Raw genomic sequence first — 23,766 nt, forward strand, 5'->3', positions numbered from 1 at the left:
GTGGTGTGGACGATACGCGGAAGGAGTGGATACGACGGATGGAAACGGCCCCGGTGACCGGATCGGACCAAGACCCGACTCCGGCGTTCTCATACAGCCCCGCCGACGAGGGCCGGCGGCGGGGCGTACGACGCATGAAGGTGATCGCCACCGGCCTGCTGCTGGTGGCCACCGCGGTCTACGCGCTGGCCAAATGGGCCGAGTCGGCGGGAGCCGGCGGATGGTCCGGCTACGTCGCGGCCGCCGCCGAGGCCGGCATGGTCGGTGCCCTCGCCGACTGGTTCGCGGTGACCGCGCTCTTCCGCAGGCCGCTCGGCCTGCCCATCCCGCACACCGCGATCATCCCCACCAAGAAGGACGCGCTCGGCCGCACCCTCGGCGACTTCGTCGGCGAGAACTTCCTGTCCCCGCAGGTCGTCCGCACCCGGCTGCGCAAGGTCGGCATCGCCCGGCGGCTCGGCGCCTGGCTGGAACACCCCGAACACGCCGACCGCGTCACCGAGCAGGGCGCCGCGGCGCTGCGCGGCGCCCTCACCGTGCTGCGCGACTCCGACGTCCAGGCGGTGGTCGGCGAGGCCATCACCCGCCGCGCGGACGCCCAGGAGATCGCCCCGGGGATAGGGAAGATGCTGGAGCGCGTCGTCGCCGACGGCGGGCACCGGCGGGTGGTCGACCTGGTCTGCGTCCGGGCCCACGACTGGCTGGTCGAGCACTCCGACTCGGTGATGCACGCCGTCCAGGAGGGCGCCCCCGGGTGGACACCGCGCTTCGTGGACCGCAGGGTCGGCGAACGCGTCTACAAGGAACTCGTGCGCTTCACCGCCGAGATGCGGGACATGCCCGAGCACCCCGCCCGCGGCGCCATCGACCGATTCCTGGCCGACTTCGCCTTCGAGCTGCAGTCCGACCCGGACACCCGGGCCCGCGTCGAGCGGCTCAAGAAGGACCTGATCGCCCGCAACGAGGTCCAGGACCTCATCGAGTCCGCGTGGGGCTCGGTCCGCGGCATGATCGTCGCCGCCGCCGAGGACGAGCGCAGCGAGCTGCGGCTGCGGGCCCGGGCCTCACTGCTGTCACTGGGCGCGCGGATGACCGAGGACCCCCGGCTGACCGCCAAGATCGACGGCTGGCTGGAGGACGCCGCCACGTACGTGGTCACGACCTACCGCGACGAGATCACCGCGCTGATCACCGACACCATCGCCGGCTGGGACCCCGAGCAGACCACCCGCAAGATCGAGGCCAACGTCGGGCGCGACCTGCAGTTCATCCGGATCAACGGCACCGTCGTCGGCGCCCTGGCGGGCCTGGTCATCTACAGCGTGTCCCGGCTCCTGGCCGGGTGACGGGGATGCGGGCGGGGCGGCGGGCGGGGCCGCACCCCTGGGAATCTGACGTTGCGTCATCTACCGTGCCCGCATGGCCACCCGCACCCACGCCCCGCTGCGCTGGCAGGGACGCGCACTGTGGGGCGCCGGCGAAGCCGCCCTCACCCTCGGCGCCGTCCTCCTGCTGCTCGTCGCCCACCAACTGTGGTGGACCAACCTGCGGGCGCAATCCGCCGCCGCACACCGGGTGACCGCCCTGGAACGCCAGTGGGACGACGCCGACACCTCCGATACATCGGAGGAATCCACGGCCGCCGTCGCCGTCGGTACCGCACCCACGAGCCGCTCCCGAAGCAACGGCACCCGCACCCGCACCGGGAACGCCGCCTCCGGCCCGCGGCCCTCCCAGGCCTACGCCGTCCTCCACATCCCCCGCATCGGCGTCACCGCCCCCATCGCCGAAGGCATCAGCCGCGCCAAGGTCCTCAACCACGGATACGCCGGCCACTACCCGCACACCGCCGGACCCGGACAGCCCGGCAACTTCGCCCTCGCCGGCCACCGCAACACCCACGGCGAACCCTTCCGCCGCATCGACCGGCTCCGCCCCGGCGACACCCTCCTCGTCGAGACCGCCACCACCCGCTACACCTACGTCGTCCAGCAGACCGTCCCCCGCACCACCCCCTCCGACGGCACCGTCATCGCCCCCGTCCCCCACAGCACCGTCCACCCCCGCCGGCACATGACCGGACCCGGCCGCTACATCACCCTCACCACCTGCACCCCCGAGTTCACCTCCGCCTACCGCCTCGTCGTCTGGGGCGGACTCGCCGCCGCGGAACCACGCTGACCCCCCGTTCGTCATCCCCTGCGGAACGAACGGAAGGAGCAGCCCACGTGATCCGCAGGACCGCCGCGGCCGCACGCCTGCACGGCGCCGCACTCCTGCTCCTCCTCACCGCACTCCTGCTCCTCCTCACCGCACTGCTGCTCACCCACACCGGCCTCACCGCCGCCGTCGCCGCCGCCGCGACCGCCGCCGCCGTCGCCCTCCTGCTCGGCAGCGCCCTCCGCCTCACGGCCACGGCACCACCCGTACCCCGCGGACGCGTCCGCACCGCGCTCCGCGACCGGCAACGCCGCACCGCCTTCCTCCCCCAGCGCGACCCCGACGCCTCCGGCCGCCCACGCCCCAGGGCCCCCGGCCGCCCCCTCCCGACGGCCGCCTAGGGGCAACGCCACCGCACCCCGGCACCCGCTGCCCCACCGCGCCCCGTCACGCCGCGCCCACCCCGACCGGCACGACGACACCCGCGGAGGGTCCCACCCCCATGTCCGTGTTCACGCAACTCCTGCTCGCCCTCACCCACACCCTCACCCCCCTCACCGGACCCGCCGCCGCACCCGCCGCCGCGGTCGTCCTGTTCACCGTCCTCGTCAGGCTCGCCCTCCACCCGCTCGCCCGCGCCGCCGCCCGCGGCGAGAAGACCCGCGCCGCCCTCGCCCCGCGCGTCGCCGAACTGCGCCGCAAGCACGGGCGCGACCCGCAGAAACTCCAGCGCGCACTGACCGACCTCTACACCGACGAGGGCTCCTCCCCCTTCGCCGGCATGCTCCCCACGCTCCTCCAACTCCCCGCCTTCTTCGTGCTCTACCACGCCTCCTCCGCCACCCGGATCGGCGACGCCCGCGCCGGCGCCCTCCACGCCGCGATCCTCGTCGTGGTCGCCGCCGTCGCCTACTGGTCCTACCGCCGCGCCCGCAAGGCCGCCCCCGACGCCCAGGGCCTCGCCAAGCACCTGCCGCTGCTCTCCTTCGGCACCCTCGTCACCGCCGCGGTCGTCCCCCCGGCCGCCGGGCTCTACATCGCCACCTCGACCGCCTGGACCGCCGCCGAACGCGCCTGGCTGCACCGTCCACACCATGGTCAAGGGGTTGCGGACGCCACCCCCGCCGCTGGAGGATCAACCAAGACCTCCGATGACCGCCCCCATCGGACATGACCCCGGACACGACCCCGGACACGACCACCGCCACCCCCGACCACACCCGGAGAGTCTTGTGAAGCTGCTGCGAGTCGGCCCCGCCGGAGCCGAACGCCCGGCCCTGCTCGACCAGGACGGCACCCTGCGCGACCTGTCCTCCCTCACCCCCGACATCGACGGCCCCCTGCTCGCCGACACGGACGCCCTCGCCCGCATCCGCACCGCGGCCGCCGACGGCACCCTCCCCGCCCTCGACCCCGAGGACCTGCGCGTCGGCCCCCCGCTCAGCCGCATCGGCAAGATCGTCTGCATCGGCCTCAACTACCACGACCACGCCCGCGAGACCGGCGCCGCCGTCCCCGACGAGCCCATCCTGTTCATGAAGGCCCCCGACACCGTCGTCGGTCCCGACGACACCGTCCTCGTCCCCCGCGGCAGCCTCAAGACCGACTGGGAGGTCGAACTCGCCGTCGTCATCGGCCGCGAACTGCGCTACGCGGCCGACGGCACCGAGGCCCTCGCCGCCGTCGCGGGCTACGCCGTCGCCCACGACGTCTCCGAACGCGCCTTCCAGATCGAACGCGGCGGCCAGTGGGACAAGGGCAAGAACTGCGAGACCTTCAACCCCCTCGGCCCCTGGCTCGTCACCGCCGACGAGATCCCCGACCCCCAGGCCCTGGGCCTGCGGCTGTGGGTCAACGGCGACCTCAAGCAGGACGGCACCACCGCCGACCAGATCTTCCCGGTCGCCGAAGTCGTGCACTACGTCAGCCAGTTCATGACCCTCTACCCCGGCGACGTCATCAACACCGGCACCCCGGCCGGCGTCGCCCTCGGCCGCCCCGAGCCCAAGCCGTACCTGCGGGCGGGCGACGTCGTCGAGCTCGAGATCGACGGCCTCGGCCACCAGCGCCAGGTCCTCAAGGACGCGTAGCCCCACCTCCCCCGCCGAAGGGCGCCCGGTGTGTCGTTCCGGGCGCCCTTCGTCGTATCCCGGTCGGCGTAACCGTCGTACAAGCGGGTCGTTAAAACGTGCGAAAGTGCAACACGCGACCGCATGGGGAATATGTGACCGTGAGATACACGCGCGCACTCGTCGAAGAGGCCGCCGCCCAGTGCACGTCGCTCTCCGACGTGATCACCAGGCTCGGGGGAACGCCCACCAAGGGCAGCCGCGCCTACCTGCGCAAGCTGATCAGCGCCTGGGACGTCGATTGCTCGCACTTCGAACAGGAGGGGATCCGCCACACCGAAAGCCGGTTGCGCGCCGCCGTTCGCGAGTCGACCAGCATCGCGGAGGTAGTACGCCGGCTCGGCATCAATCCGGTCGGCGGCAACCAGGCGCACATCGGGCGCCGCATCGCACGCTTGGAAATCGACATCTCGCATTTCACGCCGAACAGCGCCGCACGCCGCACCAAGCGGTCCCTCAGCGAGCGATTGGCGCTCGGCACACCGGATGAGGGTCGGATCCAGAGCGACCGCCTGCGCAGACACCTGCTGCGCCAAGGCCTCGACAACCAGTGCGCAGTGTGCGGCACCGGACCGGAATGGAACGGTGCGCCACTGTGCCTGGAGGTCGACCACATCAACGGCAACTGGTGGGACAACCGCCCTGAGAACCTGCGGCTGCTCTGCCCGAACTGCCACGCCGCCACGGACACCTACCGGGGCCGCAAGCGCCGTGGGGCGGTGCGCTAGATGTCGCGTCTCTACGACAGTCCGGGCTACACCCGCACCTCGCTCACGGCCTGCGCCGCCCGGTCCCGCAGTCTCGTGGACATGCTCACGCGCCTCGGCCAGCCCCTCGGCAGCGGCCCACTGGGTTACCTGAAGGAGCGACTTCGGCATTACGGCATCGACACGCGGCACTTCGTCAACGAACCGCTGCCCAGCAGACCACCCCGCAGGTACACAAAGGAGCTTCTGGAGGATGCAGCAGCTCGCTGCGGGTCCATCCGCGAGATCCTGGAGGACCTTGACGTGCCTCCGTACGACAGCGCCTACCGGCACATCGAGCGTCGGCTCGCCCACTTCGGAATCGACACGTCCCATTTCCTCCGAACACCCGCCAAGAAGCCAGGGCTCATCGACGTACGCAGGCTGGGTGAGGCCGTAGCACGGTCCACGAGCCTCGCGGGCGTCGTTCGCCTCCTGGGTCTACCGGACAACGGAACGTCCAGGAGGCGGCTCAAGCAGGCCATCACGGAGCACGGGCTGTCCACGACGCACTTCACAGGCCAGGCACACGCCCGCGGCGTCCCCTCCCCACGTCGCAAACCGGCGGAGGAGACTCTGCAACTTCTCGCCCCCGGTAGCCCGCGTACCGGCCGGCGGATGCTGCACCGCGCGCTGCAGGAGAAAGGCGTGCCGTACGAATGCGGTTCTTGTGGCACGGGTCCCGCCTGGCAAGGGCTGACGATCGCGCTCGAGATCGATCACGTCAACGGCGACCGGCTGGACAACCGGATCGGCAACCTCCGTTACCTGTGCCCTTCGTGCCACAGCCAGACCGCCGGCTTCGCCGGTCGAACAGACCCCGCCACCATGCCCGTGCAGGTGGGCGCCCCCACCCAGTAGAGTGGCGCCGCGGGCCCGTATCCCAGCTGGCCAAGAGGACGCCGGTTTAGAGCCGGTGCGTCGTGGGTTCGAGTCCCACCGGGCCCACCGCCGAGGGCGCGGCATCTCCACGATGCCGCGCCCTTCGTCATGTCACCCCACCAGTTCCCGCACCACCGGCACCAGGCCCCGGAAGGCCAGGCCGCGGTGGCTGATGGCGTTCTTCTCCCCCGCGGTGAGTTCGGCGCAGGTCCGGGACTCGCCGAGCGGCTGGAGGATCGGGTCGTAGCCGAAGCCGTTCGTGCCGTGGGGCTCGAAGCGCAGCGTGCCGAGGAGGCGGCCCTCGACGACGCGTTCGGTGCCGTCGGGGAGGGCGAGGGCGGCGGCGCACAGGAAGTGGGCGGCGCGGTGGGGGGTGTCGATGTCGGAGAGCTGGGCGAGGAGGAGTTCGAGGTTGGCGCGGTCGTCGCCGTGCTTGCCGGCCCAGCGGGCCGAGAAGATGCCGGGGGCGCCGCCGAGGACGTCGACGCAGAGGCCGGAGTCGTCGGCGACGGCGGGGAGGCCGGTGGCCTGGGCGAGGGCGTGGGCCTTGAGGAGGGCGTTCTCGGCGAAGGTGACGCCGGTTTCGCGGACGTCGGGGATCTCGGGGTAGGCGTCGGCGCCGACGAGCTCCACGCCGAGTCCGGCGTCGGCCAGGATGGCGTGGAGTTCGGCGACCTTGTGGGCGTTGCGGGTGGCGAGGACCAGGCGGGTGTGCGGCATGGTCCGATTATCCCGTCAGCCGGGGGTGCAGACCTTGGAGAGTTCGGATGCGGCGTCGGCGACGGGGGTGATGTCGGGGACGTCTCCGTTCTCGGCGGCCTTCTGTGCGTTCTCGACGGCCTGCTGGAGGTCGCCCACGGCGGTGTTGACGTCGGCGTTGCCGGTCTTGTCGCCGAGGTCGGCGAGGTCGTCGGCGATCTGGTCGAGGGCGTTGGCGGCGTCCTGTGGGCTGTTGCCGGCGTTGCTGACGGCGTTCTGCAAATTCTGGACGTCGGTGGCGACCTGGGCTGCGACGTTGGCGCAGTCGAGGGCCTTGTCGACGGCGTCGACGGCGCTGCAGCCGATGAGGACGGTGGTGCCGAGGGCGGCCGCGGTGGCGAGCGCCGCGAGGCGGCGGGTGCGTGGGTGCATACCTTTACATACGCACCGCGCCGTCCTCGGGTTGCGTTTTGCAGACGCGCTCTTTGTCAGTTCTTGGTGATCTGTTCGAGGTCGGCGAGGGCGACGCGCTGGAGCGCGTCGAGTTCGGCGCAGCCTGCGACGGCGAGGTCGAGGAGGCTGTTGAGTTCCTTGCGGTCGAAGGGCTGGCCCTCGGCGGTGCCCTGGACCTCGACGAAGCGGCCGTCGCCGGTGCAGACGACGTTCATGTCGGTCTCCGCGCGGACGTCCTCCTCGTAGCAGAGGTCGAGCATGGGGACGCCGTCGATGATGCCGACGCTGACGGCGGCGACGGTGCCGCTGAGGGGCTGGGCCCTGGCGCGGACGAGCTTGCGGCCGTGCATCCAGGTGACGGCGTCGGCGAGGGCGACGTAGGCGCCGGTGATGGCGGCGGTGCGGGTGCCGCCGTCGGCCTGGAGGACGTCGCAGTCGAGGACGACGGTGTTCTCCCCGAGCGCCTTGTAGTCGATGACGGCGCGCAGGGAGCGGCCGATGAGGCGGGAGATCTCGTGGGTGCGGCCGCCGATCTTGCCGCGGACGGACTCGCGGTCGCCTCGGGTGTTGGTGGCGCGGGGCAGCATGGCGTATTCGGCGGTGACCCAGCCTTCGCCGCTGCCCTTGCGCCAGCGGGGGACGCCCTCGGTGACGGATGCGGTGCAGAGGACCTTGGTGTCGCCGAAGGAGACGAGGACGGATCCTTCGGCGTGCTTGCTCCAGCCGCGCTGGATGGTGACGGGGCGGAGCTCTTCGGGGGTGCGGCCGTCGATACGAGACATGGCGTCGAGCCTAGTCGTAGCGCGGCCCGGGGCCCGTGCCGGTCCGGGAACGGGCCCCTTGCGGGTGAGGTGGGGGTGGCCCCGGCGGTCAGCGCCGGGTCACATCATGTCCTCGATGTCGGCGGCGATGGGGTCGGCGTCGGTGCCGATGACGACCTGGATCGCGTTGCCCATCTTGACGACGCCGTGCGCTCCGGCGGCCTTGAGCGCGGCGTCGTCGACGAGCGAGGCGTCCTTGACCTCGGTGCGGAGACGGGTGATGCAGCCCTCGACCTCTTCGATGTTGTCGAGTCCGCCGAGCCCGGCGACGATCTTCTCTGCCTTGCTGGCCATCTGTACTCCTGGTTGGTCTCGGCCGTTCGGTCCGATTTCACACCGTAATGCAGTGGCGGACCGCTTTTGCGGGGATGCATGGGTGACGCAGCCGTGCCGCAACTGGTCTACACCACATTACCTGCCGGGAGGTAGTCCCATGGGTCCGGACGCCGCCGCAGCCGCCCCGCGTCCGAGCCGGAAGTGGAGCGGTGTCCTGTTCCAGGGCCTGCAGAAGATGGGACGCAGTCTGCAGCTGCCGATCGCGGTGCTGCCGGCGGCGGGCATCCTGAACCGGCTGGGCCAGGACGACGTCTTCGGCCCGAAGGGCCTGGGCTGGGACAACGTGGCGAAGGTCTTCGACGGCGCGGGCGGGGCGCTGCTGGACGGTTCGCTGGGGCTGCCGCTGCTGTTCGCGGTGGGTGTCGCGATCGGGATGGCGAAGAAGTCGGACGGTTCGACGGCGCTGGCGGCGGTGGCGGGTTTCCTCGTCTACTACGGGGTGCTGCACCAGTTCCCGCAGGACTGCCCGCAGGGGACGGCCTTCCTGGCGACGAGCAGCATCAGCGGGGCGTGCATCCCGCCGGGGACGCCGTCGGCGGCGGCTCCGGCGGCGTACCAGAACCCGGGGGTGTTCGGCGGGATCGTGATCGGGCTGCTGACGGCGTTCTTCTGGCAGCGCTACCACCGCACGAGGCTGGTGGACTGGCTGGGCTTCTTCAACGGGCGCCGGCTGGTGCCGATCGTCATGGCGTTCGTCGCGATCGTCTTCGCGGTGCTGTGCGTGTTCGTCTGGCCGCCGGTCGGTGCCGGGCTCACCGCCTTCAGCCAGTGGCTCACGGACCTGGGTTCGTACGGGGCGGGGATCTTCGGCGTGGCGAACCGGGCGCTGCTGACGGTGGGGCTGCACCAGTTCCTCAACGTCTTCGTGTGGTTCCAGTTCGGCAGTTTCACCAAGCCGGACGGGACGGTGGTGCACGGGGACATCACGCGTTTCCTGGCGGGTGACCCGACGGCCGGGCAGTTCACCTCGGGCTTCTTCCCGATCATGATGTTCGCCCTGCCGGCCGCCGCGCTGGCGATCACGCACTGCGCCCGCCCGGGCCGCCGCAAGGAGGTCGGGGGCCTGATGCTGTCGGTGGCGCTGACCTCGTTCGTGACGGGCATCACCGAGCCGATCGAGTACTCGTTCCTGTTCATCGCGCCGGCGCTGTACGCGATCCACGCGGTGCTGACGGGGGTGTCGATGGCGGTGACGTGGGGGCTGGGCGTGCACGACGGCTTCAGCTTCTCGGCGGGGCTGATCGACTACGTCATCAACTGGCACCTGGCGACGAAGCCCTGGTTGATCGTCCCGATCGGGCTGGTCTTCGCGGCGGTGTACTACGTGCTCTTCCGCTTCGTGATCACCAGGTTCGACCTGGCGACGCCGGGGCGCGAGCCGGAGGAGGTCGCGGAGGAGATGGAGCGGGGCAACGTCAGGGCGTAGCGGAGGCGCCACGCTCAGGAGTGTGGTCTAGACCACACCGGAGGAGGCTTTCCTTGACGCGTCGCTTACATGTTAATACTGGTCTACACCACTCGGTGGTTTAGACCAGGAGGACCCCCCATGACTACCGCCACCGCATCGGCGGCCCCCGCAGCGAAGAAGCGGGGCTCCGGCCTTTTCCAAGGCCTGCAGAAGGTCGGCCGCAGCCTGCAGCTGCCGATCGCCGTCCTGCCGGCGGCGGGCATTCTGCTCCGTCTCGGCCAGCCCGACGTCTTCGGCGCGGACGGCCTCGGCTGGGACAAGGTCGCCTCGGTGTTCGCCACCGCCGGCGGCGCCGTGTTCGACAACCTGCCGCTGCTGTTCTGCATCGGTGTCGCCATCGGCTTCGCCAAGAAGGCCGACGGCTCGACCGCGCTCGCCGCACTGGTCGGCTTCCTGGTCTACAGCAACGTCCTGAAGGCCTTCCCGGTCACCGAGGCCAAGATCCAGGCCGGCGCGGACATCCCCGCCACCTACAACAACCCCGGTGTGCTCGGCGGCATCATCATGGGTCTGCTCGCGGCCCTCCTGTGGCAGCGCTACCACCGCAAGAAGCTGGTGGACTGGCTCGGCTTCTTCAACGGCCGCCGCCTCGTGCCGATCATCATGGCCTTCGTCGGCGTCCTGGTCGGTGTGTTCTTCGGTCTGGTCTGGGAGCCCATCGGCGAGGTCATCAGCAACTTCGGCGAGTGGATGACCGGTCTCGGCTCGGTCGGCGCCGCTCTGTTCGGTCTGATCAACCGTGCGCTGATCCCGATCGGCATGCACCAGTTCGTGAACTCGGTGGCCTGGTTCCAGCTCGGCGACTTCACCAACTCCGCGGGCACCGTCGTCCACGGCGACCTGAGCCGCTTCTTCGCCGGCGACCCCGGTGCCGGGCAGTTCATGACCGGCTTCTTCCCGATCATGATGTTCGGCCTCCCGGCCGCCGCCCTCGCCATCGCGCACACGGCCCGTCCGGAGCGCCGCAAGGCCGTCATGGGCATGATGATCTCGCTCGCGCTGACCTCCTTCGTCACCGGTGTCACCGAGCCGATCGAGTTCTCCTTCATGTTCATCGCGCCGCTGCTCTACGCGATCCACGCGGTGCTGACGGCCGTCTCCATGGCGGTGACCTGGGCCTTCGGGGTGCACGCAGGCTTCACATTCTCGGCCGGTGCCATCGACTACCTGCTGAACTGGAACCTGTCGACCAAGCCGTGGCTGATCATCCCGATCGGACTCGTCTTCTCGGTGATCTACTACGTGGTCTTCCGCTTCGCGATCACCAAGTTCAACCTCCCCACCCCGGGCCGCGAGCCCGAGGAGGAGAACGAGGACCTCGTCAAGGCGTAGCCCCCTGGCGCGGCACACGACGGAGCCCCCGGAACCGAAGGTCTGGTTCCGGGGGCTCCGTGCTGCTTCGGGCGGGGCGTTCAGACCTCGTAGACCGCGCCGGCCTTCGCCACCTCGACCGGGCCGTCGTAGACCTCGCGGGCGTGCTCGAGGTTGGTCTGCGGGTCGGTCCACGGCGGGATGTGGGTGAGCAGCAGCCGCCCGGCCCCCGCGCGGTCCGCGTACTGGCCGGCCTGGCGGCCGTTGAGGTGCAGGTCGGGGATGTCCTCCTTGCCGTGCGTGAAGGAGGCCTCGCACAGGAAGAGGTCGGTGCCCTCGCTGAGGGTCAGCAGCGCGTCGCAGGGACCGGTGTCCCCCGAATAGGTGATGGCGCGACCGGCGTGCTCGACACGGAAGCCGTACGCCTCGACGGGGTGGCTGACGACGTCCGCGGTGATGGTGAAGGGGCCGAGGCGGAAGGTGCCGGGTTCGAGGGTGCGGAAGTCGAAGACCTCGCTCATGCACTTCTCGTCGGGCACGTCCCCGTACGCGCTGGCCAGCCGCCGTTCGGTGCCCTCGGGCCCGTACACGGGGATGGCCTGGGCGGGGCCGCCCTCGTGGCGGTAGTAGCGCGCGACGAAGTAGGCGCACATGTCGATGCAGTGGTCGGCGTGCAGATGGCTCAGCAGGATGGCGTCGAGGTCGTACAGACCGCAGTGGCGCTGCAGCTCGCCGAGGGCGCCGTTGCCCATGTCGAGGAGCAGCCGGAAGCCGTCGGCCTCGATGAGGTAGCTCGAGCAGGCCGATTCCGCGGACGGGAACGACCCCGAGCAGCCGACGACGGTGAGCTTCATGTGCAGAAACCTCCGTGGATTGTTCCGGGGGTCTTGCGTTGGCGCGCCACGACGCCCCCGCTCCGCAGGGGGAGGGGGGAGGGGCGGGAGCGACCCGCCATGTGCTCTTGAGCGTAAGGCGCACGGCGTGCGCGTGCTCCTCTGCGGAGCCCCGTTGTGGGCGGAATCACCAGTACGGCGCCCTCGTCGCCGGAAGTCCGGCGGGGCGAGGGCGCCGTGGGGGGATGATCAGGCCCAGAGCTGGCCGTGCAGGGCGGCGACGGCCGCCTCGGTGGACGCGGCGGTGTAGATGCCGGTCGACAGGTACTTCCAGCCGCCGTCGGCGACGACGAACACGATGTCGGCGCGCTCCCCGGCGCGTTCGGCCTTGCGGGCCACGCCGAGGGCGGCGTGGAGGGCGGCTCCGGTGGAGACGCCGGCGAAGATGCCCTCCTGCTGCAGCAGTTCGCGGGTGCGGCGGACGGCGTCCTCGGAGCCGACGGAGAAGCGGGTGGTGAGGACGGACTCGTCGTAGAGCTCGGGGATGAAGCCCTCGTCGAGGTTGCGCAGTCCGTAGACGAGGTCGTCGTAGCGGGGCTCGGCGGCGACGATCTGCACGCCGGGGACCTTCTCGCGCAGGTAGCGGCCGACGCCCATGAGGGTCCCGGTGGTGCCGAGCCCGGCGACGAAGTGGGTGACGGAGGGGAGGTCGGTCAGGATCTCCGGGCCGGTCGTGGCGTAGTGGGCGCCGGCGTTGTCCGGGTTGCCGTACTGGTAGAGCATCACCCAGTCGGGGTGCTCGGCGGCCAGTTCCTTGGCGACGCGGACGGCGGTGTTGGAGCCGCCGGCGGCCGGGGAGGGGATGATCTCGGCGCCCCACATCGTGAGCAGTTCGCGCCGCTCGGACGAGGTGTTCTCGGGCATGACGCAGACCATGCGGTAGCCCTTGAGGCGGGCCGCCATGGCGAGCGAGATGCCGGTGTTGCCGGAGGTGGGTTCGAGGATCGTGCAGCCGGGGGTGAGCCGTCCGGCGCGCTCGGCCTGCTCGACCATGTGCAGCGCCGGGCGGTCCTTGACCGAGCCGGTGGGGTTGCGGTCCTCCAGCTTGGCCCAGACGGACACCTCGCCGGAGGGGGACAGGCGCGGCAGCCGTACCAGCGGGGTGTTGCCGACGGCTGCCAGCGGGCTGTCGTACCGCATCAGCGCCCGCCGACGCAGTCGGCCGGCAGGCCGCTGCCGCCGGCGACCGCGGGGAGGATCGTCACGCTGTCGCCGTCGGTGAGCTTGGTGGCGATGCCGTCCAGGAAGCGGACGTCCTCGTCGTTGAGGTAGACGTTGACGAAGCGCCGCAGCTCGCCGCCGTCGACGATGCGCTCGCGGATGCCGGTGTGGCGGGTGTCGAGGTCGGCGAGGAGTTCGTCGACGGTGCTGCCGCTGCCTTCGACGGCCTTGGCACCGTCGGTGTACGTGCGGAGGATGGTCGGGATGCGGACCTCGATGGCCATGCGTCGGCTCCAGTGGGTGCGTGAGTACGGCGGGAAGGCGGGGTTGCGCGGGCTGACGGTGCTCAGGCGCACGTACATGCCGCGCTGGTGAGGCGGCACAGGTCGACGTGCAGCCGCGCCACGAGCAGCGTGCCCGGCGCCCTGTCGCTCACGTCGTGGGAAACCATGGGCTCATCGTATCGATTCCCCCCGGGCCCCAGAGACGGGCGTCCCAGGATGCGGACCGTCGCGTCTCAGATGGAGGAGTCGACGACCTCGACCGGCTCCTCGGTGACCTCGCCGTCCACGATGCGGAACGAGCGGAACTGGAAGGGGCCGGCGCCGTCGGTGTCGGCGGTGGAGACCAGCACGTAGTGGGCGCCGGGCTCATTGGCGTAGGAGATGTCGGTGCGCGAGGGGTAGGCCTCGGTGGCGGTGTGCGAGTGGTAGATGACCACCGGCTCCTCGTCGCGGTCGTCGAGTTCCCGGTAGAGCCCCAGCAGGTCGGTGGAGTCGAACTCGTAGAACGTGGGCGAGCGGGCCGCGTTGAGCATCGGGATGTGGCGCTCGGGCCGGCCGCTGCCGGCCGGGCCCGCGATCACGCCGCAGGCCTCGTCCGGGTGGTCGGCGCGTGCGTGGGCGACGAGTGCGTCGTGCAGGGCACGGGTGATGGTCAGCATGGTCGTCAGGATAGAGAAGGTGGCCGCCGTACGGCTGTACGGCTGCCACCTGCTGAGACGCCGGGCCCGGGACTACTCCTGGGCGAGGGCCAGGGCGGGGTCGCCGGGGGTGCGCCGCTTGAGGACCACGTAGCCGATGCCGAGCAGCGCCGACCAGACGAGCCAGACGTACAGGCCGAGGCGGGTGTCGGCGTCGGTCGCCATGAGGACGACGACGGAGAGCAGCGCCACGATGGCGATCCAGTTGGTGACCGGGGCGCCCGGCATCCGGAAGTCGGCGGCGGGCAGCAGCCCGGCGCGGACCTTGGCGCGGTAGCGCAGGTGCGCGGCGAGGATCACGATCCAGGTCCACAGGCCGGCGCAGGTCGCGACGGAGGTGATGTAGACGAACGCCTTGTCCGGGGAGACGACGTTGACGATGACGCCGATGCCCATGAAGAGGGTGGACATGACGAGCGCGGGCAGCGGGAGTTGCCGGTCGCTGAGCTTGGCCACGGCCTTGGGCGCCTCGCCGTTGACGGCCAGGCCGCGCAGCATGCGGCCGGTGGAGTAGATGCCGGAGTTGCAGGAGGACAGGGCGGCGGTGAGGACCACGAAGTTCATGATCCCGGCGGCGCCGGGGATGCCGACCTGGGCGAAGACCTGGACGAAGGGGCTGACGCCCGAGGTGTACTTGGTCCAGGAGAAGACCGACAGCAGGACGATCAGCGTGCCGACGTAGAAGATGCCGATGCGGACCGGCAGGGTGTTGATCGCCTTGCGCAGGGTCTGCTTGGGGTTCTCGGCCTCGCCCGCGGTGATGCCGACCAGTTCGACGCCGAGGTAGGCGAAGATCACGCCCTGCATGGCGAGCATGGCCTGCCAGGCGCCGTTGGGGGCGAAGCCGCCGTCGGCCCACAGGTGGGTGACGGATGCGGTGTCGCCGGCGGAGGAGAAGCCGAAGGTCAGGATGCCGACGCCGATGACGATCATCGCGATGATGGCGGTGACCTTGATCGTGGAGAACCAGAACTCCAGCTCGCCGAAGATCTTGACCGAGACGAGGTTGCCGACGAAGAGCACCACGAGGGCGACCGCGGCGGTGGACCAGACGGGGACCGACGGCCACCAGAAGTTGATGTAGGCACCCGCGACGGTGACCTCGGACATGCAGGCGGTGACCCACAGGGCCCAGTACGACCAGCCGGTGGCGAAGCCGGCGAACGGCCCGAAGAACTCACGGGCGTAGTCGGCGAAGCTGCCGGATGTGGGGCGGTAGGTGAGGAGCTCGCCGAGGGCCCGCATGATGAAGAAGATCACGATGCCGGCGGCCGTGTAACACGCGATCAGGCTGGGCCCGATGGCGGCGATGCCCTTGCTGGACCCGTAGAACAGGCCGGTGCCGATGGCGCCGCCGATGGCGATCATCTGGACCTGACGGGCGCTGAGTCCCCGCTTGTAGCCCTCTTCCGGCGCGGCCCCCGTGGCGCCGCCGCCGGATTCGTACTGCTCGACCTGCGTCGAGGTCATGGTGCTGTGCCTTTCTCCATGCCCGTCCGGCCGAACTGGCCCGGATCGGGTTCCGATCCCCCCGGATGGTGGAGGTGCACGCCGGGGTCGGCCGGCCACGCGACCGACCGTGACAGGGGTGGCGTCACGGCCGGTGGTCGAGGATTCGTATCACGGGGTGTGCGCCGGGCACGCAGCGCAAATGTGGCACATGGCACAGGAAGAAGCGGACAAAAGGTGCGCCGAATGGGAATGCGGTCCGCTGCGGTGACGTGATCGTTATCCGGAATTGAGCGTCGTCTGAGCGAACGGACGCCCCCCGGATCACGGCATGAGGGTCTCCACGAGGCTCTCCTGGAGCGCCCCGAGCCAGAGGTAGGCCATGACGAGCGGCTTGCGCGGGTCGGAGTCCGGCAGCCGGTACAGCTCGCTGTCCTCGTCCTCGCTGACCTCCAGCCGGGTCCCCATGGTCAGCCGCAGGTCGTTGAGGGTGCCGAGCCACTGGCGCGCCTGCTCCGCGTCGAGGCTGAGCACCGCTCCCCCGTCGCCGCCGGGGGTCAGCGCGTCGAGGCTGCGGACGACGGCGAGCGCGTCGCCGCGCTTGCGGGTGCGCAGGTCGTTCTCGGTGTAGCGGCGGAAGTCCGAAGAGTCCGCCTCCTCCTCGTAGGCGTCGGGGAAGAGCCGGGCGAGCGCCGGGTCCTGCGGGGGCCGGGTGGGACCCTCGGCGAACAGCTCGGCCAGCGGGTCGGCCGGTTCGGCGCCGTCGGCGGCGTCGCCGGGGCCGATCAGCTCCAGGAGCTGCACGGCCAGGCTGCGCAGGATGGAGATCTCGACCTCGTCGAGCGCGACGGCCGCGCCGCCTGCGGCAGCGGTCTGGAAGTAGCCGGGCATGTCGGTATCAGCCGTCCCTCAGGGGCTCGGTGGTCTTCTCGGTGGTCTCGCGGCCTCAGCGGTCCTGCGTCAGGGTGGCCCACAGCCCGTAGCCGTGCATGGCCTGCACGTCGCGCTCCATCTCCTCGCGGGTGCCGCTGGAGACCACGGCCCGGCCCTTGTGGTGCACGTCGAGCATGAGCTTGGTGGCCTTGTCCTTCGGATAGCCGAAGTACGCCTGGAAGACGTAGGTCACGTAGCTCATCAGATTGACCGGGTCGTTGTGGACGACAGTCACCCATGGAACGTCCGGGGACGGCACCGCGAAGGGGGCCTCGCTCGACTCGGTCCGTTCGATCTCTGCGGGGGCGACACTCACGGGACCCATGCTGTCACCAGACCGTGCCGACAGGGAAACCGGCCCTCCGAGAAATCGTCACTCTGACGAGATTTGGGGGTAGCATCCTCGGACATGAGCACTGCAGACCTGGGGCTGCCCGTAACGGTCCCCTCCACCGCGCTGTTCACCGACCGGTACGAGCTGACCATGCTGCAGGCCGCGCTGCGCAGCGGCGCCGCCCACCGGCGTTCGGTGTTCGAGGTGTTCACCCGCCGGCTGCCCGAGGGGCGCCGGTACGGGGTGGTGTGCGGCACCGGCCGCGTACTGGACGCCGTGGAGAACTTCCGCTTCGACGACCGCATCCTGGCCTTCCTGGAACGGGAGCGCGTCGTGGACGCGCCCACCCTGGAATGGCTGGCCGGCTACCGCTTCCGCGGCGACGTCCTCGGCTACCCCGAGGGCGAGGTGTACTTCCCCGGCTCGCCGGTCATGCGGATCGAGGGCACCTTCGCCGAGGCGGTGCTGCTGGAGACGGTGGTGCTGTCGATCCTCAACCACGACTCCGCGATCGCGGCCGCCGCCTCCCGGATGGCCGTGGCGGCCGGGGGCCGCCCGCTGATGGAGATGGGTGCCCGCCGCACCCACGAACTGGCGGCGGTGGCGGCCTCCCGCGCCGCCTACGTCGGGGGCTTCGCCTCCTCCAGCAACCTCGCCGCAGGGTTCCGCTACGGCCTGCCGACCATCGGCACCAGCGCGCACGCCTTCACCCTGCTCCACGACGACGAGCGGGACGCCTTCACCGCCCAGGTCGAGTCGCTCGGCCGGGGCACCACCTTGCTGGTCGACACCTTCGACGTGGCGACGGCCGTCCGGGCCGCCGTGGAGATCGCCGGGCCCGAGCTCGGCGCGGTCCGCATCGACTCCGGGGACCTGCTGCTGCTCGCCCACCGGGTGCGGCAGCAGCTGGACGACCTCGGGGCGAAGGACACCCGGATCGTGGTGACCTCGGACCTGGACGAGTACGCGATCGCCTCGCTGGCCGCGGCGCCGGTCGACGCGTACGGGGTCGGCACCTCCCTGGTGACCGGCAGCGGGCATCCGACCTGCTCGATGGTCTACAAGCTGGTCGCCCGGGCCACCTCCGACGACTCCGACGCGCCCCTGGTGCCGGTCGCCAAGAAGTCCATGGGCGGCAAGACCAGCATCGGCGGACGCAAGTGGGCCGCCCGGCGGCTGGACGCCGACGGGGTCGCCGAGGCCGAGGTGATCGGCACCGGACCGGTCCCGGGACCGCTGGCGGACCGGCAGTTGCTGGCGCCGCTGGTGCTGGGCGGCGAGACCGTGCACCGGGAGCCGCTGGACGCGGCCCGCACCCGCCACATCGAGGCGCGCGCCGCACTGCCGCTGTCCGCGACCCAGCTGTCGCGCGGCGAGCCGGCGCTGCACACCGAGTACATCACCCACTGATCCGCCGGGGCACCCTGCCGCTGCAGGGCCGCCGCTCACTACAGTCGAAACGACAGCGACCGGAAGGGACCGACCACCATGCACCGCGCACTGATCGTCGTGGACGTGCAGAACGACTTCTGCGAGGGCGGCAGCCTGGCGGTCGCCGGCGGCTCCGAGGTCGCCGCCGCCATCACCGACCTCATCGGGGACGCCACGGCCGGCTACCGGCACGTCGTGGCCACCCGCGACCACCACGTCTCCCCCGGCGACCACTTCTCCGACCACCCCGACTACGTCCACACCTGGCCGGTGCACTGCGCCGCCGGCACCGAGGGCGTCGGTTTCCACCCCAACTTCGCTCCGGCGGTCGCCTCGGGCGCGGTGGAGGCGGTCTTCGACAAGGGCGCGTACGCGGGCGCGTACAGCGGCTTCGAGGGTGCCGACGAGAACGGCACCGGGCTGGCCCGGTGGCTGCGCGAGCGCGGGGTGGCGGAGGTCGACGTGGTCGGCATCGCCACCGACCACTGCGTGCGGGCGACCGCGCTGGACGCCGTGCGGGAGGGCTTCCGCACCCGGGTGCTGCTCGACCTGACGGCGGGCGTCATGGCGAGGACGACCGAGCGGGCACTGGAGGAATTGCGCTCCGCCGGCGCCGAGCTGTCCGGCAAGCCGGTCGTCCGCGAACGGGCCTGACGGCCGGTAGCGGGAGGACGGCCCCCGGGGCCGCGCCCCGGGTTCGGCGCCCCGGGTTCAGCGGCGCACCGTCGGGCCCAGCAGCGCCGCGATGGACTGCCAGGCGGCGGCGGGGGCCGAGGGGATGCGGCGCCAGACGAGGCCGTCGGGGTGGTGGAGGACGGCGTTGATCTCGTCGGACGTGGGGGGCTCCATGTTGCCGACGAGACGGACGGTACGGAAGCCCAGGTTCCGCAGGCGGGTCAGCGCGCGCTGGCGGTTGGCCGAGACGACGAGCACCCTGATGTACTCGTCCGGGGCCCCGCCGGGCGAGGGCAACCGGAGGGCCACGACGACGTCGCCGCTCGGAAGCCTGGTGAAACCGCCGCTGGCCATAAGCACATGATCGGCAGATCGGCCCCCGTCCACCAGGGGACGGGGGCCGATCAGGTCACTTCGTGCGGTGCGTGATCACTTCTTGGAGGGACCGACGCGGACGGTGATGGTGCTGCCGTCCCGGGCCTCGTGGAGGATCGTGATGCTGGTGTTGCTCGGGGCCACCTTCACGCTGCCCGTGGGGTTCTCCGAGGACCAGTAGGAGTTCTTGTCGTCGAAGACCGTGTTGCCGGGCAGGCTCGGGAGCTTGGTGGCGACGCCGTTCTTGTGCAGGGTGATGGCGTCGGTGCGGGCCTTGGTGAACGTGGAGTCGTAGGACTGCACGCGGTTGCGCTGCAGCGTGCCGTCACTCCACTTCAGCGCCTTGGGGTGGGCGTCGATCGGCAGGATCCGACCGGCGCCCGGGTGCGCGCTGACGTTGTTGTCGTTCATCGAGGTGTCCCACAGCCAGATCAGCAGGCCGTTCTGGTACGCGTAGTGCTCGACCCAGTTCTCCTTGGTGGTGCCCCAGCCGAAGTTGTAGGGGCCGACCTTCAGGGTCTTGTCGTAACTGACGTACTGCCGGTTCTCCGCGATGTAGTACTGCGCGTAGTCCTCGGAGAACGTGGAGCCCTTGACCGTGAAGCCGTTCGCGGTCCAGCCGTTGTCACCGGCCTCGGCGCCGTCGCTGAACACGGTCGCGCCGTCGGCGGTCAGGGTGATCGCGTCGGCGAGGAAGCCCTTCTGGGCCACGCCGCCGTCGGACTGGTAGCGGAAGCGGAGCTTGAACGACGTGCCCGCGTAGGCGTCCAGCGGGAGCACCATGTCCTGGTAGGAGGCCGCGGTGCCGGTCAGGGCCGGCTTGTCGCTGGCGTCGCGCGGGAGCGGGGCGCCGCCGATGGTGCCGTCGATCGCCTTCCAGTTGGCGCCGCCGTCGGTGGACACCTCGGTGTAGAGGTAGTCGTAGTTCTCCTCGATGTCGTACCAGCCCTTGAGGGACAGGCTCGCCGAGGTCTTGCCCGTGAGGTCGACGTCACGGGTGAGGGTGTTGCTCAGGTTGTCACCGCTGCCGCTCCACCACTGCTTCGCGCCCTCGGCCGGGGTCGCCAGTTCGGTGGTCACGGTCTTCTTCGGCAGTGTGACGACCAGGCCCTGCTTCCTCGCGGTGTTGTACTCCGCGACGCCGAGGGTGCTGATCCCGACCTTGCCGGCCTTGGCGGTGCTGTAGTTCAGCCAGCCCAGCTGCAGCTTGTCCCAGGCGGTCATGTCGCCGGGCAGGTCGCCGATGGTGTCCTTGCCGGTGCCGAGCCAGGAACCGGACGACATCAGCGTCCAGAAGCCGGTGGAGTTCTCGGCGGTGTTGGTGGTGTCGTAGTGGTCCGGCAGACCGAGGTCGTGACCGAACTCGTGGGCGAAGACCCCGAGGCCGCCGTTCTCCGGCTGGACGGTGTAGTCGCCGACCCAGACGCCGGTGTCGCCGATCTGGGTGCCACCGAGCAGGTTGCCCGCCGGGCCGGTGGCGCCGGCGTCGGTGCCGAACGCGTACCAGCGGTGGGCCCAGATCGCGTCCTCGCCCTGGGCGCCGCCGCCGGCGGACTCGTCCTCACCGGCGTGCACGATCTGGAAGTGGTCGATGTAGCCGTCGGGCTCGTTGAAGTTGCCGTCGCCGTCGTAGTCGTAGCGGTCCCACTGGTCGTACTCGGCCAGCTTCGCCTTGATCGTGGCGGCGGAGTCACCGGCGGCCTTGCGCGCGTCGACCCACTTGTTCACCGCGTCCGCGACGAGGTTCCAGGTGCAGGTGTCGCACTTGTTGCTGCCGTACCGGGCCTCGTTCCAGTCGACCTTGACCCAGTCGGCGACCTCGCCGGCGACCGAGTAGCGGCCTGAGGACTGCTTCTCGTAGTACTTCGCCATCGACTCCTTGCCGGAGGCCTTGGAGAAGTACAGGTCCTGGAAGTGCTTGCTGTTGTAGTCGGCCTGCCACGCCGTGCTGTTGTCCTTGCGGCGGTCGGGCTTGGCTATCTGGTTGTGCGCGGGACCGGCCGTACCGCCGTACTGCGGGTCGGTCTTGGTCCCGAACTCGGCGAGGATCACGAAGATCTTGTCGGTCTTCTCGCGCCCGAGTTCGACGTACTTGTTCTTGCCGAGCTTGACCACGTCCGAGGCACCGCGGTCCTCGACCTTGGACTTGCCCGAGATGACCTGCTCGATCGCCTGCTGGCGCTGGGCGGACTGGCGCTCGCTCAGCGGGCCCTTCAGATCGTGCTCGACGCGCTCCGCCTTCGCCGGGTCGTGCCGCACGACGCGACCGGCCTGCGGGTCGGCCTGGGCTGCCGCGACGGGGAAGGCGGTGGCGCCTATTGCGGCGATCGCCACGGCCAGAGCGGCGGATCTGATGGTCCGTCGTTGGCTTATCACGATGTATTGACCTCCCTAGGGTGAAGCCATTGCACCGGAGTGACGGATGAAAAGACAGATCTTGACTTGGCCATGACCGACAAGTACGGTGAGCGACCGATCCGTTGCGCATAGCGGACACATCGGCCTGTGCAACTCCATTTCGCCGCAGGTTCGTTGCCTGCCGGGAAGATCGCGATGCGACCCCATGCGCCCCCCGTGCTTCCGTACCGTGGGTTAGGTCACGCTTACCAGGCGTTCCGTGCGGGCATCTCGCACCGTAGAGTCGGTGGTTGGCGTGCCACGTCTGAACCACCCGGAAGACGGCCCTGGCCGACGCTCCGCCACAATCGTCGTATATGAGGACGGATCAGCCATGCCACGTCCCACCCCCGCCCAGCTGACCTACGGTTCCGCGACCGTGGTGCTCTCCACCCTCGCGATGCTGCTGCTCTCCGAGGCGAGATCGGGCGTCGCGGTGGCGGTCATCGCCGCGGCAGGACTGACGCTCGGTGTCCTGGTCGCCGTGACGGCGGCGATCCCGGCCGGCACGCGCCGCACGAGGCGCGAACTGCCCGTCGCGCAGCAGCCGGTGCCACGGCCCCGCGTCCGCGGCGTCGCCGAATCCCGGCTGGGCGAGCACTCGCTGCGGCGCTGAGCCCGCACCCCCGGCAGAACACGCCGACGGCCCCGGAGCATCCGCTCCGGGGCCGTCGTCTTCGTCAGTGCGGGTGTCAGGCCTGGACGACGACGGTCTTGGCCGCCTTGTCGTGCCAGCACTGGCGGTACGGCTTGTCCCACAGGTGCCACAGGACGTTGAGCAGCGACAGGATGGAGCCCACGCACGGCACGATGCCGATGAAGGAGTAGACCGCCGCGCGGCCCCAGGCGGCACTGCCGGGCGGGCTGCCGTCGGCCAGCTTGGCGACGCGGATCTTCATGACCTTCTTGCCGATGGTCTGACCGGTCGACTGGAGCATCAGGCCCTCGTACGCGAACGCGCCCGCGAAGACGAGCAGCTCGATGCCGAGGAACGCACCGGTGTCCGTGAAGGAAGTGCTCGTGGCGACCATCAGGATGATGAGCGCGACGAGGAAGATGCCGCCGTCGATGAGCCGGGCGAGGAAGCGCTGGCCGCTGCCGGCCAGCGGGGGCATGCCCGCCAGGGCCGGGTCCGTCGGCATCTGGCCGTAACCGGGCCCCTGCTGCGGATAGGCGTAGGGCGACTGCTGCTGCGGGAACGGCTGCTGGTCGTAAGGGTTCTGGCCCTGGGGGTGCGGCTGCTGTCCGTACGGGTTCTGCCCGTACGGGTCCTGGCCCCCCGAGCCGCCCTGCGGGTAACCGTAGCCGGGCGGTTGATTCGAACTCATGGAGTGAGTAAATCAGCCGGGCATGACGGCGCATAGACGGAGAGGGTCACGGCCCTGCGACGATCACCCCACAGCGTGCCTTACTCCACCGAAACCACCACGGTTTGCCCCGCTTTGTCGTGCAGGCACTGACGGTACGGCTTGTCCCAGGTGCACCAGAGCACTTCGATGATCCAGAAGATCTCACCACAGCACGGGATGATCGGCACCAGCGAGTAGACCGACTCCCGCTTCAGCGCCGCCGGGGTCGTCGGATTGGTGCCGTCGGCGAGCATGCCCACGCGCACCTTGAGCAGCTTCTTGCCGAGGCTCTGCCCGGACCGGGTGAGCATGAACACCTGGTAGGCCAGGTAGACCACGGCGTAGATGACGCCCTGGGAGAACACCGCGCCGGTGGCGTTGTAGTCGTAGTCCCAGATCAGCCCGGTGAGGCCGTAGACCGGGATGCCGATGATCAGCGCGTCGACGATGCGCGCGAGCAGCCTGCGCCCCCGGTGCGCCAGCGGGGGCATCCCGGCCAGGGGGTCGGGCTCGCCCGCCCCGTACGGGCCGCCGGCGTAGGGGTCGCCGCCGCCGTAGCCCGGGGGCGGCTGGTCGTAGGGAGAGCCGCCACCGGGCGGGGGCTGGTACGGGGGCGGCGGGTAAGGCTGCTGCCCGGGTGGCGGCGGCTGCTCCGCGGGCGGCGGTGACTGCCCGGGCGGCGGCTGCGCGGGCCCGGACGGCTCCCGGGGCGGCTTGGCGAACGGGTCCTCGGGCTGGTCGGTGCTCATGCCCCGAGTGAAACCCGGACGATTCGGCCGCGC

At 70.6% G+C, this 23,766-nt stretch carries 28 protein-coding genes and 1 tRNA gene; 13 read left to right on the plus strand and 16 right to left on the minus strand.

Annotated elements, in window-relative coordinates; genetic code table 11:
• Positions 1-38 precede the first annotated feature (38 nt).
• From ACFV3E_RS16105 to ACFV3E_RS16140, 8 genes are all read left to right on the plus strand, one after another.
• Positions 39-1,346 (plus strand): DUF445 domain-containing protein, encoded by a 1,308-nt coding sequence (locus tag ACFV3E_RS16105; RefSeq protein WP_500535234.1) that lies wholly within the window; start codon positions 39-41, stop codon positions 1,344-1,346.
• 73 nt (positions 1,347-1,419) lie between these two features.
• Positions 1,420-2,181, plus strand: coding sequence for a class E sortase (locus ACFV3E_RS16110; protein ID WP_500535235.1), 762 nt, complete (start codon positions 1,420-1,422; stop codon positions 2,179-2,181).
• A gap of 50 nt (positions 2,182-2,231) precedes the next feature.
• Positions 2,232-2,561, plus strand: coding sequence for a DUF6412 domain-containing protein (locus ACFV3E_RS16115; protein ID WP_500535307.1), 330 nt, complete (start codon positions 2,232-2,234; stop codon positions 2,559-2,561).
• 101 nt (positions 2,562-2,662) lie between these two features.
• The gene (locus ACFV3E_RS16120) at positions 2,663-3,334 is read left to right on the plus strand and encodes a YidC/Oxa1 family membrane protein insertase (RefSeq protein WP_500535236.1); all 672 of its coding nucleotides are present in this window, start codon (positions 2,663-2,665) and stop codon (positions 3,332-3,334) included.
• A 58-nt stretch (positions 3,335-3,392) separates the two neighbouring features.
• The gene (locus tag ACFV3E_RS16125) at positions 3,393-4,250 is read left to right on the plus strand and encodes a fumarylacetoacetate hydrolase family protein (protein WP_500535237.1); all 858 of its coding nucleotides are present in this window, start codon (positions 3,393-3,395) and stop codon (positions 4,248-4,250) included.
• A 134-nt stretch (positions 4,251-4,384) separates the two neighbouring features.
• Positions 4,385-5,017 (plus strand): HNH endonuclease signature motif containing protein, encoded by a 633-nt coding sequence (locus tag ACFV3E_RS16130; RefSeq protein ID WP_500535238.1) that lies wholly within the window; start codon positions 4,385-4,387, stop codon positions 5,015-5,017.
• Entirely contained in the window at positions 5,018-5,896 is an 879-nt protein-coding gene (locus ACFV3E_RS16135) for an HNH endonuclease signature motif containing protein (RefSeq protein ID WP_500535239.1), read from the plus strand.
• 11 nt (positions 5,897-5,907) lie between these two features.
• Positions 5,908-5,983, plus strand: a tRNA-Leu gene (locus ACFV3E_RS16140).
• A 45-nt stretch (positions 5,984-6,028) separates the two neighbouring features.
• Here ACFV3E_RS16140 and rdgB read toward each other — a convergent pair.
• The 4 genes from rdgB to ACFV3E_RS16160 form a co-directional block, all read right to left on the minus strand.
• A complete protein-coding gene (gene rdgB, locus ACFV3E_RS16145; protein ID WP_500535240.1) occupies positions 6,029-6,637 on the minus strand; it encodes an RdgB/HAM1 family non-canonical purine NTP pyrophosphatase in 609 nt (202 codons plus the stop codon).
• A gap of 15 nt (positions 6,638-6,652) precedes the next feature.
• Positions 6,653-7,048, minus strand: coding sequence for a hypothetical protein (locus ACFV3E_RS16150; RefSeq protein ID WP_500535241.1), 396 nt, complete (start codon positions 7,046-7,048; stop codon positions 6,653-6,655).
• 56 nt (positions 7,049-7,104) lie between these two features.
• Entirely contained in the window at positions 7,105-7,851 is a 747-nt protein-coding gene (gene rph / locus ACFV3E_RS16155) for a ribonuclease PH (RefSeq protein WP_500535242.1), read from the minus strand.
• A 99-nt stretch (positions 7,852-7,950) separates the two neighbouring features.
• Positions 7,951-8,184 carry a PTS sugar transporter subunit IIB gene (locus ACFV3E_RS16160; RefSeq protein ID WP_499512074.1) on the minus strand — a complete coding sequence of 78 codons (234 nt, stop codon included), beginning with the start codon at positions 8,182-8,184 and terminating at the stop codon, positions 7,951-7,953.
• Between the two features lie 139 nt (positions 8,185-8,323).
• On the opposite strand from ACFV3E_RS16160, the gene ACFV3E_RS16165 reads away from it, so the two are divergent.
• Together ACFV3E_RS16165 and ACFV3E_RS16170 are read left to right on the plus strand one after the other, a co-directional pair.
• Positions 8,324-9,652 carry a PTS transporter subunit EIIC gene (locus tag ACFV3E_RS16165; protein WP_500535243.1) on the plus strand — a complete coding sequence of 443 codons (1,329 nt, stop codon included), beginning with the start codon at positions 8,324-8,326 and terminating at the stop codon, positions 9,650-9,652.
• Positions 9,653-9,772: 120 nt separating this feature from the next.
• Positions 9,773-11,026, plus strand: a complete 1,254-nt coding sequence (locus tag ACFV3E_RS16170; RefSeq protein WP_500535244.1) for a PTS transporter subunit EIIC — start codon at positions 9,773-9,775, stop codon at positions 11,024-11,026.
• A gap of 80 nt (positions 11,027-11,106) precedes the next feature.
• On the opposite strand, the gene ACFV3E_RS16175 is transcribed toward ACFV3E_RS16170, so the two are convergent.
• The 8 genes from ACFV3E_RS16175 to clpS all read right to left on the minus strand — a co-directional run bounded on the left by ACFV3E_RS16175 (position 11,107) and on the right by clpS (position 16,748).
• Positions 11,107-11,859 carry an MBL fold metallo-hydrolase gene (locus tag ACFV3E_RS16175; RefSeq protein ID WP_500535245.1) on the minus strand — a complete coding sequence of 251 codons (753 nt, stop codon included), beginning with the start codon at positions 11,857-11,859 and terminating at the stop codon, positions 11,107-11,109.
• 228 nt (positions 11,860-12,087) lie between these two features.
• Positions 12,088-13,038, minus strand: a complete 951-nt coding sequence (locus ACFV3E_RS16180) for a PLP-dependent cysteine synthase family protein (RefSeq protein WP_500535246.1) — start codon at positions 13,036-13,038, stop codon at positions 12,088-12,090.
• Complete coding sequence (locus ACFV3E_RS16185; protein ID WP_500535308.1) at positions 13,038-13,343, minus strand: MoaD/ThiS family protein; 306 nt, start codon at positions 13,341-13,343, stop codon at positions 13,038-13,040. Before ACFV3E_RS16185 ends, ACFV3E_RS16180 begins: the two co-directional genes overlap by 1 nt.
• 62 nt (positions 13,344-13,405) lie before the next feature.
• On the minus strand, positions 13,406-13,510 hold the full coding sequence (locus tag ACFV3E_RS16190) for a putative leader peptide (protein ID WP_500535247.1): 105 nt from the start codon (positions 13,508-13,510) through the stop codon (positions 13,406-13,408).
• A 66-nt stretch (positions 13,511-13,576) separates the two neighbouring features.
• Entirely contained in the window at positions 13,577-14,002 is a 426-nt protein-coding gene (locus tag ACFV3E_RS16195; RefSeq protein ID WP_500535248.1) for a M67 family metallopeptidase, read from the minus strand.
• A gap of 72 nt (positions 14,003-14,074) precedes the next feature.
• Positions 14,075-15,511: an amino acid permease gene (locus ACFV3E_RS16200; protein ID WP_500369218.1), complete on the minus strand. Its 1,437-nt coding sequence runs from the start codon at positions 15,509-15,511 to the stop codon at positions 14,075-14,077.
• A 303-nt stretch (positions 15,512-15,814) separates the two neighbouring features.
• A complete protein-coding gene (locus ACFV3E_RS16205) occupies positions 15,815-16,381 on the minus strand; it encodes a DUF2017 domain-containing protein (RefSeq protein WP_500535249.1) in 567 nt (188 codons plus the stop codon).
• Positions 16,382-16,436: 55 nt separating this feature from the next.
• Positions 16,437-16,748 (minus strand): ATP-dependent Clp protease adapter ClpS, encoded by a 312-nt coding sequence (gene clpS / locus ACFV3E_RS16210; RefSeq protein WP_475987602.1) that lies wholly within the window; start codon positions 16,746-16,748, stop codon positions 16,437-16,439.
• Between the two features lie 84 nt (positions 16,749-16,832).
• Here clpS and ACFV3E_RS16215 point away from each other — a divergent pair, with 84 nt between their 5' ends.
• Positions 16,833-18,167, plus strand: coding sequence for a nicotinate phosphoribosyltransferase (locus tag ACFV3E_RS16215; protein WP_500535250.1), 1,335 nt, complete (start codon positions 16,833-16,835; stop codon positions 18,165-18,167).
• A gap of 78 nt (positions 18,168-18,245) precedes the next feature.
• On the plus strand, positions 18,246-18,842 hold the full coding sequence (locus ACFV3E_RS16220) for an isochorismatase family protein (protein ID WP_500535251.1): 597 nt from the start codon (positions 18,246-18,248) through the stop codon (positions 18,840-18,842).
• Between the two features lie 57 nt (positions 18,843-18,899).
• On the opposite strand, the gene ACFV3E_RS16225 is transcribed toward ACFV3E_RS16220, so the two are convergent.
• Both ACFV3E_RS16225 and ACFV3E_RS16230 read right to left on the minus strand, forming a co-directional pair.
• A complete protein-coding gene (locus ACFV3E_RS16225; protein WP_500369212.1) occupies positions 18,900-19,217 on the minus strand; it encodes a hypothetical protein in 318 nt (105 codons plus the stop codon).
• 75 nt (positions 19,218-19,292) lie between these two features.
• Entirely contained in the window at positions 19,293-21,614 is a 2,322-nt protein-coding gene (locus ACFV3E_RS16230; RefSeq protein WP_500535252.1) for an immune inhibitor A domain-containing protein, read from the minus strand.
• A 355-nt stretch (positions 21,615-21,969) separates the two neighbouring features.
• Here ACFV3E_RS16230 and ACFV3E_RS16235 point away from each other — a divergent pair, with 355 nt between their 5' ends.
• Entirely contained in the window at positions 21,970-22,251 is a 282-nt protein-coding gene (locus ACFV3E_RS16235; protein WP_500535253.1) for a hypothetical protein, read from the plus strand.
• 76 nt (positions 22,252-22,327) lie between these two features.
• On the opposite strand, the gene ACFV3E_RS16240 is transcribed toward ACFV3E_RS16235, so the two are convergent.
• The gene (locus ACFV3E_RS16240; RefSeq protein ID WP_499512090.1) at positions 22,328-22,963 is read right to left on the minus strand and encodes an RDD family protein; all 636 of its coding nucleotides are present in this window, start codon (positions 22,961-22,963) and stop codon (positions 22,328-22,330) included.
• A gap of 80 nt (positions 22,964-23,043) precedes the next feature.
• The gene (locus tag ACFV3E_RS16245; protein WP_500535254.1) at positions 23,044-23,733 is read right to left on the minus strand and encodes an RDD family protein; all 690 of its coding nucleotides are present in this window, start codon (positions 23,731-23,733) and stop codon (positions 23,044-23,046) included.
• Positions 23,734-23,766: the final 33 nt, after the last annotated feature.

Source organism: Streptomyces sp. NPDC059718, assembly GCF_042733315.1.
Taxonomy (GTDB): domain Bacteria; phylum Actinomycetota; class Actinomycetes; order Streptomycetales; family Streptomycetaceae; genus Actinacidiphila.